The following is a 13998-nucleotide window of genomic DNA, read 5'->3' on the forward strand; positions in this document are numbered from 1 at the left end:
AGAGACTACCTTGTGGATAGTCTCTTTTTATTTTATCTAAATAGTTTGTTATCTATTAGTTCCTGAACTCCACAATGGAGTATAATCGTTATAAACTACTAAGTTTCCGTCATTTTGCACAGAAAGCTTGTTGGCTCCTCTGCGGGAAGTATTTGAGCTCCATACTGCTTTATTGTAAGAATCATAAACAACAAGATTTCCATCTGCCTGGAACTCCGCTCTGCTTCCTTTATTATCTGTTCCGGATGCCCAGATAGAATCTCCGTTATCATAGGATAAAACCAGATTTCCGTCATTTTGGAAAGTCAAATAATAGCTGCCATTAGGAGAGAATACTTTTGTTCCTTTACGGAATTTGTACCCAGTACTTATATTCCCATTTCCACGGCCAAAGCCATTGTCTCTTCCACTATTTTTCAAATCGCTTTTTGAGGCCCATAGCGGATTGGTACCATTATAAATGACAAGATTCCCGTCATCCTGAATAGTTAATCTTTCAGCTCTTCTTCCATTAGTATTAGAACTAAAAGCCACCCCATTTCCGGGAGTATAAACTACTAAGTTCCCGTCATCCTGAAAAACAGCTCTCACTCCTCTATTATTTGTTCCTGTATCCCACATTGCAACTCCGGCTCTGTTATATAAAACCAGATTACCATCATTCTGAAAGGTCAAATAGTATCGGTTGTTACTTGCCCAGTATTTTCTGTTTTGTTCTATGTTCTGCCCAGTATAAATGTTTTGTGCATTAATTAATAATCCACCAAACACCATCATTACGACTAATAAATGTTTTTTCATTATAATTACTTTTTGATTGATTGATAATTTTCTAAAATTATGCCAAAACATCATAATATTTCAACCCAAGTTATAATTAAATGATTTACTGGAAATTAAATTCCATAAAAAAAGCGGCTTAAAAGCCGCTTCATATTTTTACCAACGATTTCCGCCTCCGCCACGGTTGTTACCATAGCCTCCGCCTCTATTGTTGTTGTTACCATAACCTCCACCTCTGTTGTTATCGAAGCTTCTTCTTGGCTTCTCTTCTCTTGGCTTAGCTTCAGATACGTTTAGAGTTTTTCCGTTAAATTCTTTTTGGTTAAGAGCTTCAATAGCTTGCTTTCCTTCTTCATCACCCATTTCTACGAAACCGAAACCTCTGGAACGACCAGTTTCTCTGTCTGTAACGATTTTAGCTGATGATACATCACCAAATTCTGCGAATAGATCGTGCAACTCATACTCTTTAGTTGCGTAATTGATGTTTGAAACAAAAATGTTCATTTTAAATAAATTAAAAAATTAATAAAAATTTGGTATATAAAAGAAAAACAACATAAATTAATGAACAAATATTGATTCCAAATATAAACGTATGCAAGATACAATTAAAAATTTCAAATCAAAGCTTTTTTTAAATATTTCTCACATTATGTTGAATCTAAAAACAAAAAAAGCACACAAAACAAGCGTAATTAATTAAAAATCAATCAATTAGGTGAAAATAAATTTTATTATAAAATTAGTTAAAGATTTAAAACAAATACTAACGTTGAGCCCTCAAAATCAAGTTAATATGACATACAACATTCTATTTATCAGCTTCCTTACCGCCCTATTCTTTATAAAATTTTAAAACCTGAACCTAAATATGAAACTATACACCACAAATTATACCAACACACTCATTGAAGCTGCCGAAGATTGTCCTGTTTTCCGTGCACAGATTCCTCCGGAAAAAAAGGAAAAAACACTCGCTAATCTCCAATATGAGAAACTTATAAAAAGTCCTTATCAATATTCTTCTGATGATCTAATTTTTGAATGCTATGCCATTAAAAATGAAATTTCAGAAAACGAGAAAGAGGATGAAAGGGAAAAGTTCTTTTCCAAAGGCCAACCTTGTCTGCGGTGTTCTCCTTTGGCGAAAAAATATGGATTTGGATTTCATCATAATCAGGAAGGAAAAGTCGCCCTGATTACCATAGAAAGTGAAGAATATCAAATATTGCTGAATGATTCTTCCATAGCAAAAACGAAAGCCATGCGTTCCAAAAGAAAATGATTGAGAAAATGAATGATTCTTTTCAGATCAATAAATACTATTCTTTTGAAAAGATCAGCTTTTAACACTAAATTTGTACTGCAAATTATTAAAAGATATGAACTACCATACCAGAAAATGGGTGAAACCCGAAGACTTAAACCCCAATCATTCACTTTTCGGAGGAAGACTTCTTCAATGGATTGATGAAGAAGCTGCACTTTATGCTATTATTCAATTAGAAAACACAAAAGTAGTCACAAAATTTATTTCTGAAATCAACTTTGTCAGCTCAGCCAAACAAGGAGATATTATAGAAATAGGAATTGAAGCTACTCATTTCGGATCTTCTTCTATTACTTTAAGATGTGATGTAAGAAATAAAATGACTCATCAAACCATCATTACTGTAGAAAGAATTGTTATGGTAAACCTTAACGAAGAAGGCAATCCTGCTCCTCATGGCAAAACCCAGATAGAATTCGTAAAAGACAGGTTAAACAACAGCCTATGAAGATTTTCATAAAGAATATGGTCTGCAACAGATGCATTGCTGCAGTAGAAAATATTTTCCGTAATGCAGATATAAAAACAGCTAATATCTTACTGGGAGAAGTAGAAACGGAAGCTGATGTTTCTCCTGAAAAAATGCAGATCATAGAAAAAGAACTGCTTGATACAGGTTTTGAAAGGATTATGGATTCTGCTCATCAGACTGTGGAAAAAATCAAAAACCTGATTATTGTAAAAATAAGCGACCTTGATATCTCGGAAGACTTCCTGCTTTCCGAATTTTTAAGTTCAAAACTTCACAAGGATTACAGTGCTCTTTCCAAAACATTTTCTCAAAACGAAAATATCACATTAGAGCAATTCTTCATTCTTCAGAAAATAGAAAAGGTAAAAGAACTTCTTTTATACAACGAATTCAATCTTACTGAAATTGCAGGAAAGCTTGGTTATAAAAGTGTACAGCATCTTTCTTCCCAGTTCAGGAATATAACCGGATTCACTCCTACTGAATTCAAAAAACTCAAAGAACACAATCGCAAAGCGCTTGACAATCTTTAATACGTTTGAGTGTTTGAGCGTGAGTTAAATATTTCTATCACTCTTAAAAACGCTCAGACGCTCAAACCCTACAACTCTCAAACCCTCTTACTCTTATACTCTCAAACTCTTCCACTCCACCTAATTTTATAACTATTATCCTTAAATTTATAACAACCTTAGGTTTCCATTTTGGAAATTTGTACTATAAATTTAAGAATCATGGAACAACAGTATAAAATACTCGGAATGACCTGTTCCGGCTGCCAGAAAAAAATTTCCAATCAACTGAACAGTGTTGATGGTGTTAAAGCCGATGTTAATCTGGAAACTCATACCGCAACCATCACTTCTGATTATGGTGTGACACTTTCGGCATTAAATGATGCCCTGGCAGAAATAGGAAAATACAGACTTGAAGATCCCAATCATCCTGAGACAGCATTCATAAAACCTCAGGACCGTGTATCTCCGTCTTCGGTATACTATTGTCCAATGGAATGTGAAGGAGATAAAGTATATTTCAAACAGGGCGAAAGATGTCCTGTCTGCAAAATGTATCTGATTCCTATTGAAGAAAAGCTTGCTAAAGATCCTAATCATCAACCAACCTATTCATCAACCAACCTTCCTGAAAACTTTAAAGATAGTACCGGGAAGCATTATTGTCCGATGTTTTGCGAAGGGGATAAAGTATATGATGAAAAAGGCAGTTGCCCTGTTTGTCATATGGATTTAGAACCGATTACGGAAGAACTTGCCCAAAAAGCAAATTCTCACCAGCATCATTCTCATTCTCACAGTCATCATGATCACCACCACAGCCATAGTCATGAAACCCCTAAAGTAACTGATGAAATGGCAGGCAGATATTACTGTCCGATGTATTGTGAAGGTGATAAAACCTACGACTCCAATGTAGGATGTCCGGTTTGCGGAATGGATCTTGTAAAATATCCTGAAAAGAAAACTGCAAAATATACCTGTCCTATGCACCCGGAAATCATTCGTGACGAACCGGGAGACTGTCCGATCTGCGGAATGGATCTCATAAGAATGCCCGACAGCAGTGATGATGATGAAGATGAAACCTACACTATATTAAAAAGAAAATTCATTACTTCACTGACGTTTACTATTCCGGTTTTCATTCTTTCAATGGGAGGAATGTTGATCAACTTCCCTTTCTCTCATCAGATTCAGGGATTTATCGAACTTGCTTTAACACTTCCGGTGATGTTTTATTCAGGATGGTTTCTATTGAAAAGAGGCTGGGTTTCCTTTAAAACATGGAACCTCAATATGTTCAGTCTTATTGCACTGGGAGTGGCTGCAGCCTTTATTTTCAGTATTGTAGCTCTGATATTTCCAGACATTATTCCACATGAAATTCGTGGACATAATCATGAAATCCCGTTATATTTTGAAGCAGTCTGTGTGATTTTAACCCTTGTCATTTTAGGTCAGCTGATGGAAGCAGCGGCTCATAAAAAAACAGGAAATGCCATCAAAGAATTAATGAACCTTTCACCGGATGAAGCCAACCTTATGGTAAATGGTGAAGAAAAGAAAGTTCTGCTTTCTCAGGTAAAAATAGGCGACTTATTAAAAGTAAAACCTGGTGAAAAAATTCCCGTAGATGGAAAAATCACCGAAGGTAATTCTATTGTTGACGAAAGCATGATCACCGGAGAACCCATTCCTGTTGAAAAAAATGTAGACGATAAAGTATCTTCCGGCACAATCAATGGTAATCAGGTATTTATTATGAAGGCAGAAAAGGTAGGTGATGAAACCTTGCTTTCCCAAATTATTAAAATGGTTAATGAAGCCAGCCGCAGCAAAGCTCCAATCCAGAAACTTACAGATAAAGTATCAAAAGTATTTGTCCCTGTGGTAATTGTTATTGCAGTACTTACTTTTGTACTGTGGCAGTTTTTCGGTCCGGAAGGAAAAAGAACTTTATTTGCTTTCGTAAATGCGGTTGCCGTTTTAATTGTGGCTTGTCCTTGTGCTCTTGGGCTGGCAACTCCGATGTCCTTAATGGTAGGAATCGGGAAAGGTGCTAAAAACGGAATCCTTATCAAAAATGCAGAAGCACTTGAACAGATGAATAAAGTAAATGTTTTGATTACCGATAAAACAGGAACTTTAACAGAAGGAAAACCTTCAGTAGAGCATATTGAAACAATAAACGGAGATCAGCATCAGATTTTAAAACTGGCTTTTTCTTTGAATCAAAATTCTGAACACCCACTTTCCAATGCCGTAATAAAAAGAGCAAAAGAAGAGAATCTGACGGCGGAAAAAGTAGATCAGTTTGAGAATATCTCAGGAAAAGGAGTGAAAGGAAATATCAACGGAAAGACAACTTATCTTGGAAATGAAAGTCTCCTGACCTCTCATCAGATTATGATTCCTGACAGCTTAAAACAGAAAGCAGTAGAAGTTCAGTCTAAAGCCCATACGATTTCCTATATCGCACAGGATCAGCAGGTGCTGGGATTCGTAAGTTTTACAGATAAAATCAAAGAAAGCTCCAAAAAAGCTGTTAAACAGTTGATGAGTGAAGGAATAGACATCATCATGATGACAGGAGATAATGAACATACTGCCAAAGCTGTTGCTGATGAATTAGGAATTAAACATTTCAAAGCCAACTGTCTTCCTGAAGATAAGCTGAATGAGGTAAAGAAACTCCAACAGCAAGGTAAAATTGTAGCGATGACCGGAGACGGGATCAATGACTCTCCTGCCCTTGCCCAATCTGATGTGGGAATTGCCATGGGAACAGGAACAGATGTTGCGATTGAAAGTGCTGAAATTACTTTATTAAAAGGAGATATCTTAGGTGTTGCAAAAGCAAAACTATTGAGTGAAAAGCTTCTCAAAAACATTAAAGAGAACCTGTTCTTTGCTTTCATTTATAATGTTTTAGGAGTTCCGGTTGCGGCAGGATTATTGTATCCATTCTTTGGAATTCTTTTATCACCAATGATTGCAGCTGCAGCAATGAGTTTCAGTTCCCTGTCTGTGATACTGAATTCATTGAGACTCAACTCCGTGGATCTGGATATAAAATAATATCATGACAAAAGAAAATCTTTACATAGGATGTTCGGGATTTTACAATAATGACTGGAAAGGGTCTTTATATCCTGAGAATGCCCAAAGTAAAGATTTTCTTTCTTTATATTCAACAACGTTCAATGCCGTAGAAATCAATTCTACTTTTTATAGGAAACCAACCTCAAAAACATTGTTGAAGTGGTATGATGAAACCCCTGATGATTTCAGATTCTTCATTAAAATTCCCAAAGCCATCACCCATCAAAACCGGCTTGAAAATTCCAAGGATGAAATTGCTCTATTCTGTAATCACATTCAAAGTAATCTGAAGGATAAACTTTCCGGATTTCTATATCAACTTCCTCCTTCCTTTACAAATTCCGCAGAGAACACAGAACGAATCATCAACAATATTGATCATAGATTTCTGAATGTCATTGAATTCCGACACAACTCATGGTGGCAAAAAGAAGTATTTAATCTTTTAAAAAAGCACAATATTGTCTTCTCAGGTGTAAGTTTTCCTGGCAATCTTCCCGAAGACCTTATTATTAATCATTCGGAGATACTTTATTATAGACTTCATGGAAAACCTGTTCTTTACAAATCAGAATATCGTAAAGATTTTATGGATGCACTGGCTGAAAACATTAAAAATACCACGCAAACCACATTTATTTTCTTCAATAATACCTGGGGAATAGCAGCTATTAAAAATGCCCTGTATTTAAAAAGCATCTTAAAATAAAGATTCTATAAAAATTACCTTTTTTTGTTAAAATAAAATAATTCTCCGTTCAATGAAGAATATTAAAACACCAATGTATATAGAGAAAAACTATTGGTTTCGCATTTATAAATGTTAAAAAATAAGAAAAACAAAATCATATAATTACAATTCAATTCTTATTGGAAATCGCCTTTAAAATAAAGTTCTTAAAATAAACTTAAAAAGAAAAATAACTGCACAGCATGGCATATAATTTGTTAACTTTCAATTGTTATTTTTAACGATTTTTAACAATTTAAAATTCCATTACCTTTATGAGAAAAATTTTTGCGGGAAAGTCAAAAAATGCGACTTTTCTAGGGATGTTTGCATTGATGAGTGCAACTTCGGCTTTATTGTATAGCTGTAATTTTAAAAATGAAGTGAATAACGACCCCGTCGTCAGTTCACAGGAACATCCTTCCGCAGAAATAGTCCCCAATATGGACGATGAAGGTGTAGACCCGGATAAAAGAGTGATCTACCTCACCTTCGATGATGGTCCCAATCAGGGAACCGAAAATCTTTTAAAAATTCTGGACAAAAGAAATGTTTGTGCAACCGCCTTTCTGGTAGGAAAACATGCTTATGGAAGTAAAAAACAGAAGGATGATCTGTTGTTGCTTAAGCAAAACCCTTTGGTAGAGCTAGCCAATCACAGTTTCTCTCATGCCCACAACAAATACACAGATTTTTATAAAAATGCTGATGCTGTGGTTCACGATTTTGACATCGCAAAAGACAGCCTGAAGCTTACCGATAAAATAGCAAGAACTCCCGGAAGAAATATCTGGAGACTCAACAATATTAATGTAACGGATATTAAAAGTTCTACTGTAGCAGCAGATGGTCTTAAAAAAGCTGGCTATAAAGTAATTGGCTGGGATCTTGAATGGAGACCTTCTCAAAAAATGACTTTAAAAGGAAGTCATGAAGCCATGATCAAGAAAGTAGACAGTATTTTCCTGAACGACCTTGAGAAGACTTCAAGACACCTGGTATTCCTTACCCACGACCAATATCTGAGAGATGCAGACTCTATCAATGAACTGGATATGTTTATTGAAAAATTGCAGAAGAGCAACAAGTTTGTGTTCAGAAAAATCTCTCAGTATCCAAAGATCAATGAGGTCCTGAATTAATTTTACAGTAAAAGTACCGTGTAAAATGTATTCATAACTGGCAACTGTCAGGGAATTTTCGGAAATTTGCATCTATGAGTATTAAAGAAAATTATAAAGCTATAAAAGACCAGCTGCCATCAAATGTTCAGCTGGTTGCTGTTTCAAAAACCCACCCGGCTTCTGCAGTACAGGAAGTATATGATATCGGGCAGAAGGTTTTTGGAGAGAATAAAGTACAGGAACTGATGGAAAAAGCTCCTCTTCTCCCTCAGGACATCCAATGGCACCTGATTGGTCACTTACAGACCAACAAAGTGAAGTACATTGCTTCTTTCATAGATACTATACAAAGTGTGGATTCTGAAAAATTATTGACAGAAATCAATAAAGAAGCAGGAAAGCACAACAGGAAGGTTAAAGTTCTTCTGCAAGTAAAAATCGCGGCGGAAGAAAGTAAGTTCGGACTTGAAATTTCTGAAGCGAAAAATCTTTTCCAACAATCTATTGAAGGCAGTTTTCCCAATGTGGAGATGACTGGTTTAATGGGAATGGCAACATTCACAGATGATGAACAGCAGATTAGAAATGAATTTTTAATCCTAAAAAAGCTTTTTGATGAATTAAATCAATTAAAAACATTAAATACCTTATCAATGGGAATGAGTGATGATTTCCCGATAGCGATCGAGTGTGGAGCTAACTCTGTGAGGGTTGGATCTGCCATTTTTGGGAAAAGAGACTACTCGAAATAGAATATTTAGGTACAGTTTTTGCTAATAATTGAAACAAAAAATTTAAATTTGCAACTATGCAAAAAATCCTTATAGTAGAAGACGAAAAAGCAATCTCGGGAGTACTTCACAGTATTCTTTCGGATGAACTAACCGATTATGAATTTGTTATTGCCGAAGACGGCCTTGAAGGTTACAAACAGGTAGAAAAAGAAGATTTCGCCCTAGTGATTTCTGATATTAAAATGCCTAAGCTTTCAGGAACCGAGCTTTTGAAACAAAGTCTTGCATTAAAACCAGAAACTACTTTTATCATGATCTCAGGACATGCAGACATTGATTCCGCTGTTTCCTGTTTGAAAGAGGGCGCATATGATTTTATCTCCAAACCCATTGATATCAACAGACTTATTACAAGTGTGAAAAATGCATTGGTGAAAGAAACCCTGAAGAAAGAAAACAAAAATCTCCAGACTGAAAATAAAACTTTAAAGAGAAAAGTAAGTAAAAAATACCAGATGATCGGTACCTCTCCTGCTCTTCAAAAGATTCAGGATATGATTGAAAAGGTAGCTGCTTCTGACGCCAGAGTTCTGATCACAGGACCTAACGGTGCAGGAAAAGAGCTGGTTGCTCATGCAATCCACAATCAGAGTGAGCGTGCAAGAGGCCCTATGATAGAGGTAAATTGTGCTGCAATTCCATCTGAACTTATTGAGTCTGAACTTTTCGGGCACGTAAAAGGGTCTTTTACAGGAGCTATTAAAGATAAGCAGGGAAAATTTGAGCAGGCTAATGGCGGTACTATCTTCCTTGATGAGATTGGAGATATGAGCCTTATTGCTCAGGCTAAAGTATTGAGAGCGTTACAGGAAAGCAAAGTTTCTCCTGTGGGAAGTGATAAAGAAATCAAAGTTGATGTAAGAGTAATTGCAGCAACTAACAAAAATATGCAGAAAGAAATTGAGGAAGGAAAATTCAGAGAAGACCTTTACCACAGACTTTCTGTTATTGAAATCTATGTTCCACCGTTGGATGAAAGAAAAGAGGATATCAAATTATTGGTTGAACATTTTTCTGGTATGATTGCTGATGAACACGGTACTTCTGCGAAAAAGTTTGAAGATAAAGCTATTGATGCTTTAAAAGCGCTTTCATGGACTGGAAATATCAGAGAATTAAGGAATGTTGTAGAGAGGTTGATTATTCTTGGTGGAAACACTGTTTCTGAAGGTGACGTTGCAAGTTTTGTAAGGAAATAATAACGCTATTATTTACAATATATAAAAATTTGCAGTGTTCCACTGCAAATTTTTTTTTTGACCCAATTTGAATTATAAACTATATGAATCTTAAAATATTATGAACTTTTTAAACAAAAATTATACAAAAGAATGCCTGACTTTGGCTCTGCCTGTAATGCTTACTCAGGTGGGGCAAGTTTCAGTAAATTTATTCGATAATATTATTGTCGGACAACTTTTGGGTGCCGATGCACTGGCATCTGTTTCATTGGGAAATGCTGTATTTTTCTCCATATTTGTATTAGCATTAGGCTTTTCATTTGCTATCCCTCCGTTGGTTTCGGAAGCACATTCCAGAGAAGATCATGCTACAATCAATTCTGTATTCAGCCACGGTTTTATTATCAATATGTCTGTCGGAGTTATTCTGATGATCATTCTCCTTTTGGGAATGCCACTCCTCTATCATTCCGGACAGCCTGCCAAGATTATTCCTGATACGGTAAGCTTCTTAAGCATAATGGTAGTCAGCATGATACCAATTATGGCATTTCAGACGCTTCGTGAAGTTTCTGAAGGTTTATCCTATACCATTGGAGTTACCAAAGCAACCATTATTGCCAATATCATCAATATTGCTTTAAACTATGTCTTTATCAAAGGACTTTGGGGAATTCCGGCAATGGGCGTACAGGGATCTGCATTGGCAACCTTGATTTCCAGAATTTTCATGGTGGTTTTTCTTTATTTTGTTTTGGTAAAAGAAAAAAGAACAAGACGTTATATCAAAGACTTCTCTTTAAAAATTCAGGATTTTTCAAAACAGATGTTTGATAAAATGGTGAGACTTGGATTACCTACGGCTTTACAGATGTTTTTTGAAGTAACCGCTTTTGCCGGAGCAGCATTTATCTGTGGACTGATTTCTGCTCACGATATCGCTTCTCACCAGATTGCCTTAAGCATGGCTTCATTTACCTTCAATTTATGCGTAGGGTTCAGTGTTGCCTCTACGGTAATGATTGGCAGAAAACTGGGTGAACAGAATTTTGTGGAACTGAGAAAGGTAGGAATCAACAACCTGAAAATTGCCTTTATTTTCATGTGTATCTGTGGATTGGTATTTATTTTAGGCAGAAACATACTCCCGACTTTCTTCACAAAAAAAGAAGAAGTCGAAGTTATTACCCTGGCTGCAAAACTAATGATTATCGCTGCTTTATTCCAGCTTTCTGACGGAATTCAGGTGACCGCTTTAGGAATGCTGAGAGGATTACAGGATGTGAAAATCCCTTCTATTTATACCTTTATTGCCTATTGGGTAATTACTATTCCTTTAGGATATTTCTTGTGTGTTACTTTGGAAATGGGTGCATTCGGAATGTGGATCGCACTTGGACTGGGATTAACAGTCTCCGCTGTTTTCCTGGTGAAACGATTCCTGAATATGTCTGCAAAAAAAATTAAGCAGAATTCATAAAAACAAAAAAGACTGTTTCAATATTTGAGACAGTCTTTTTTATATTCATTAATTTACAACAGAACTATGCATATTTTCTAAACACAAACAGCACAAATTAAATTCACAGATAGGCACAAGCTTATTTGCTTATCTGCTCAATTTAATCTATCCTCTTCCCTAAAATCTTCAGACTTCTTTCTACACCATCCAGAATGGCTACATTAGGAAGACTTCCCCAATCTTCAAATCCAAAGTATCTGAACAGCTTCAAACTTGGTTCATTATGAAGGAAAATAAGGGCTACAAGGTTTTTTACTCCAAATTTTCCAGCGTTATCAATGCAATACTGAAGAATGGTTTTCCCATATCCTTTTCCTCTGGAAGTTTCGTCCAGATAAATGCTCACTTCTACTGTACCACTGTATGCTGCTCTTTCATGGAATGAACTGAAACTTACCCAACCAACGGTTTGCTCCTGGTCATCTTCAACTATCCAAAGAGGTCTTGTCTGAGAATTGTGCTCCTCAAACCATTTTAGTTTGCTTTCTACAGAAACTTCTTCCATATCTGCAGTCACCATCCTGGAGGCTATTGTTGAATTATATATGACTACAATTTTATTTAAATCTGCCAATTCAGCATTTCTGAACTTTAATTTTTCCATTTGACGAATATTCGACTTAATTTTACACAAAAATACTAAATTTCAAAAACACCCCATCAAAATCAACACTTAAATTATTAAATATTAATATTTAAAACAAAATACCCCTTAAAAACACATCAAAACATCAGTAGTAAAAAAAACTTTTTTTGATATATGCAAAGACGCAATGGAATTTGAAGATCAAATATTTTAAGGTGCAAAGATTTTATCTTCGATAAAATTGAATACTGGTTATTTTTTAATCATTTGAAGATTCTTTTAATTAAGCAAATTCTAATTAAAAAAGGGCTAGCACAGTTTCCGCAACTTGCAGAAAAATTAATAGTCATCGCTTGCTGAAAATCTTTGATTTTCTTGCGCCTTAAAATTATAAATAAGGATTAAAAAACTTTGCGTCTTTGCGATTTTCCAACAAAAGAATGATGTTTAAAAATTATAAATGAGCATTGAGAAAATCTTTACATCTTTTTGCTTGTCAACGAAATTATTTCAAATCCTTTAAGATTCTATTCAAACTTCTCACTGTAATACCAAGATAGGCAGCCATATCTTCTTTAGAAATCTGAATCCCCTGTTTTGACTGCATGTTCAGTAATTGTGTTACAGTATGTTCTACCGTATACAGCTGTTGATAAGATGCTCTGCTGGAAGTATTGATAATTCTTTCCGCAAATGAATCCAATAATAAATGGTTAAGAGCAAGATCATTTTTAATCAAAGATTTGAAATAGGAAACATTGACTTCATAAACAGTCACCTCAGATACTGCTTTAACCCCACATAAACAGCTGATATTCTTAATCAATTCTACTTCTCCAAGGATTTCCCCATTTCCCAGAAATTCAACAATATATTCTTTTCCGTTTTCTTCAGTGAGATAACATTTGGCAACACCTTCTTTGATCAGCATAACCTTTGACAGCGGCTGATCCTGTATCAATACATTTTCATCCCGGGAATAAGACTTTAATACCACTTCTTCTCTTCCCTCCTGCTTATGGTAGAGCTTTTCAAAATAACTTAGAAATTCCTGATTTGTTCTTAACATATTCACCCGGGACAAATGTCCTTTTCTTATTGAGTTTTTATATTGAATTTTGCGGACAGAAAATTACAAAACAAAAATGAATAATCATATTACTACGATTGCCTTTGATGCAGATGACACGCTTTGGATCAACGAACCTTATTTTCAGGAAGCAGAAAAAGAATTCTGCATGCTTCTTGAAAATTATCTTCCACGACATTCGGTATCACAGGAATTGTTTACAACAGAAATGCAGAATCTCCATTTATACGGCTATGGAGTAAAAGGATTTATGCTGTGTATGATTGAAACCATCAGTAGAGTTTCTAATAATACAGCGTCATTGGAATTAGTCAACAAAGCTATTCATTTGGGTCAGGAACTTCTTCAGAAACCAATAGAATTATTGGATGGCGTTACCGAAACCCTTGAAAGTTTAAAAGGAAAATACAGACTGGTTGTTGCCACAAAGGGCGATTTGCTGGATCAGGAACGTAAACTGAAAAATTCGGGGTTACAGGAGTATTTTCATCACATTGAAATCATGAGTGACAAAAAAGAACACGATTACAAAAAGCTTTTGAAACATCTGGACTGTCAACCTGAAAACTTTCTGATGCTTGGAAATTCTATCAAATCAGATGTCTTACCGGTATTAGAAATCGGTGGATCTGCCGCTCATATTCCTTATCATATCACCTGGAGTCATGAACAGCATGATGTAAACCTGGAGCATCCGAATTTTATGGAGCTTAAGAGTATTGATGAGATTTTGAAGCGCTTTTAAATACGATATAGTAACACC

At 35.5% G+C, this 13998-nt stretch carries 14 protein-coding genes; 10 read left to right on the plus strand and 4 right to left on the minus strand.

Annotated elements, in window-relative coordinates; all coding sequences use genetic code 11:
• Positions 1-48: 48 nt before the first annotated feature.
• Together REB14_RS19645 and REB14_RS19650 are read right to left on the minus strand one after the other, a co-directional pair.
• The gene (locus REB14_RS19645) at positions 49-801 is read right to left on the minus strand and encodes a hypothetical protein (RefSeq protein WP_309523046.1); all 753 of its coding nucleotides are present in this window, start codon (positions 799-801) and stop codon (positions 49-51) included.
• 138 nt (positions 802-939) lie between these two features.
• Positions 940-1290, minus strand: a complete 351-nt coding sequence (locus tag REB14_RS19650) for an RNA recognition motif domain-containing protein (protein ID WP_034696719.1) — start codon at positions 1288-1290, stop codon at positions 940-942.
• Between the two features lie 367 nt (positions 1291-1657).
• Between REB14_RS19650 and REB14_RS19655 the strand changes: the two genes are divergently transcribed.
• The 9 genes from REB14_RS19655 to REB14_RS19695 all read left to right on the plus strand — a co-directional run bounded on the left by REB14_RS19655 (position 1658) and on the right by REB14_RS19695 (position 11517).
• On the plus strand, positions 1658-2071 hold the full coding sequence (locus REB14_RS19655) for a DUF6157 family protein (protein WP_079241447.1): 414 nt from the start codon (positions 1658-1660) through the stop codon (positions 2069-2071).
• Positions 2072-2168: 97 nt separating this feature from the next.
• Positions 2169-2564 carry an acyl-CoA thioesterase gene (locus tag REB14_RS19660; protein WP_034696721.1) on the plus strand — a complete coding sequence of 132 codons (396 nt, stop codon included), beginning with the start codon at positions 2169-2171 and terminating at the stop codon, positions 2562-2564.
• Positions 2561-3121, plus strand: a complete 561-nt coding sequence (locus REB14_RS19665; protein ID WP_079241446.1) for a helix-turn-helix domain-containing protein — start codon at positions 2561-2563, stop codon at positions 3119-3121. The genes REB14_RS19660 and REB14_RS19665 overlap by 4 nt, the downstream gene beginning before the upstream one ends.
• A 201-nt stretch (positions 3122-3322) precedes the next feature.
• A complete protein-coding gene (locus REB14_RS19670) occupies positions 3323-6184 on the plus strand; it encodes a heavy metal translocating P-type ATPase (protein ID WP_309523047.1) in 2862 nt (953 codons plus the stop codon).
• A 4-nt stretch (positions 6185-6188) separates the two neighbouring features.
• Positions 6189-6917: a DUF72 domain-containing protein gene (locus REB14_RS19675; RefSeq protein ID WP_309523048.1), complete on the plus strand. Its 729-nt coding sequence runs from the start codon at positions 6189-6191 to the stop codon at positions 6915-6917.
• Positions 6918-7213: 296 nt separating this feature from the next.
• Positions 7214-8080 (plus strand): polysaccharide deacetylase family protein, encoded by an 867-nt coding sequence (locus REB14_RS19680; RefSeq protein WP_309523049.1) that lies wholly within the window; start codon positions 7214-7216, stop codon positions 8078-8080.
• A gap of 74 nt (positions 8081-8154) precedes the next feature.
• Positions 8155-8814: a YggS family pyridoxal phosphate-dependent enzyme gene (locus tag REB14_RS19685; protein ID WP_079241442.1), complete on the plus strand. Its 660-nt coding sequence runs from the start codon at positions 8155-8157 to the stop codon at positions 8812-8814.
• A gap of 56 nt (positions 8815-8870) precedes the next feature.
• Entirely contained in the window at positions 8871-10055 is a 1185-nt protein-coding gene (locus tag REB14_RS19690) for a sigma-54-dependent transcriptional regulator (protein WP_034696726.1), read from the plus strand.
• 100 nt (positions 10056-10155) lie between these two features.
• Entirely contained in the window at positions 10156-11517 is a 1362-nt protein-coding gene (locus REB14_RS19695; protein ID WP_079241441.1) for an MATE family efflux transporter, read from the plus strand.
• Between the two features lie 142 nt (positions 11518-11659).
• Here the strand turns inward: REB14_RS19695 and REB14_RS19700 are convergent, their stop codons facing one another.
• Together REB14_RS19700 and REB14_RS19705 are read right to left on the minus strand one after the other, a co-directional pair.
• Entirely contained in the window at positions 11660-12163 is a 504-nt protein-coding gene (locus REB14_RS19700; protein WP_309523050.1) for a GNAT family N-acetyltransferase, read from the minus strand.
• Between the two features lie 487 nt (positions 12164-12650).
• On the minus strand, positions 12651-13214 hold the full coding sequence (locus tag REB14_RS19705) for a Crp/Fnr family transcriptional regulator (protein WP_079241439.1): 564 nt from the start codon (positions 13212-13214) through the stop codon (positions 12651-12653).
• 76 nt (positions 13215-13290) lie between these two features.
• Here REB14_RS19705 and REB14_RS19710 point away from each other — a divergent pair, with 76 nt between their 5' ends.
• A complete protein-coding gene (locus REB14_RS19710; protein WP_079241438.1) occupies positions 13291-13980 on the plus strand; it encodes an HAD family hydrolase in 690 nt (229 codons plus the stop codon).
• Positions 13981-13998 lie beyond the last annotated feature (18 nt).

It is taken from the genome of Chryseobacterium metallicongregator (assembly GCF_031324065.1).
Taxonomy (GTDB): domain Bacteria; phylum Bacteroidota; class Bacteroidia; order Flavobacteriales; family Weeksellaceae; genus Chryseobacterium; species Chryseobacterium metallicongregator.

Excerpts from the sequence above, each read along its gene's own strand:
- REB14_RS19645 (WP_309523046.1), bottom strand. The coding sequence starts at position 801 with ATGAAAAAACATTTATTAGTCGTAATGATGGTGTTTGGTGGATTATTA.
- REB14_RS19650 (WP_034696719.1), bottom strand. The coding sequence starts at position 1,290 with ATGAACATTTTTGTTTCAAACATCAATTACGCAACTAAAGAGTATGAG.
- REB14_RS19655 (WP_079241447.1), top strand. The coding sequence starts at position 1,658 with ATGAAACTATACACCACAAATTATACCAACACACTCATTGAAGCTGCC.
- REB14_RS19660 (WP_034696721.1), top strand. The coding sequence starts at position 2,169 with ATGAACTACCATACCAGAAAATGGGTGAAACCCGAAGACTTAAACCCC.
- REB14_RS19665 (WP_079241446.1), top strand. The coding sequence starts at position 2,561 with ATGAAGATTTTCATAAAGAATATGGTCTGCAACAGATGCATTGCTGCA.
- REB14_RS19670 (WP_309523047.1), top strand. The coding sequence starts at position 3,323 with ATGGAACAACAGTATAAAATACTCGGAATGACCTGTTCCGGCTGCCAG.
- REB14_RS19675 (WP_309523048.1), top strand. The coding sequence starts at position 6,189 with ATGACAAAAGAAAATCTTTACATAGGATGTTCGGGATTTTACAATAAT.
- REB14_RS19680 (WP_309523049.1), top strand. The coding sequence starts at position 7,214 with ATGAGAAAAATTTTTGCGGGAAAGTCAAAAAATGCGACTTTTCTAGGG.
- REB14_RS19685 (WP_079241442.1), top strand. The coding sequence starts at position 8,155 with ATGAGTATTAAAGAAAATTATAAAGCTATAAAAGACCAGCTGCCATCA.
- REB14_RS19690 (WP_034696726.1), top strand. The coding sequence starts at position 8,871 with ATGCAAAAAATCCTTATAGTAGAAGACGAAAAAGCAATCTCGGGAGTA.
- REB14_RS19695 (WP_079241441.1), top strand. The coding sequence starts at position 10,156 with ATGAACTTTTTAAACAAAAATTATACAAAAGAATGCCTGACTTTGGCT.
- REB14_RS19700 (WP_309523050.1), bottom strand. The coding sequence starts at position 12,163 with ATGGAAAAATTAAAGTTCAGAAATGCTGAATTGGCAGATTTAAATAAA.
- REB14_RS19705 (WP_079241439.1), bottom strand. The coding sequence starts at position 13,214 with ATGTTAAGAACAAATCAGGAATTTCTAAGTTATTTTGAAAAGCTCTAC.
- REB14_RS19710 (WP_079241438.1), top strand. The coding sequence starts at position 13,291 with ATGAATAATCATATTACTACGATTGCCTTTGATGCAGATGACACGCTT.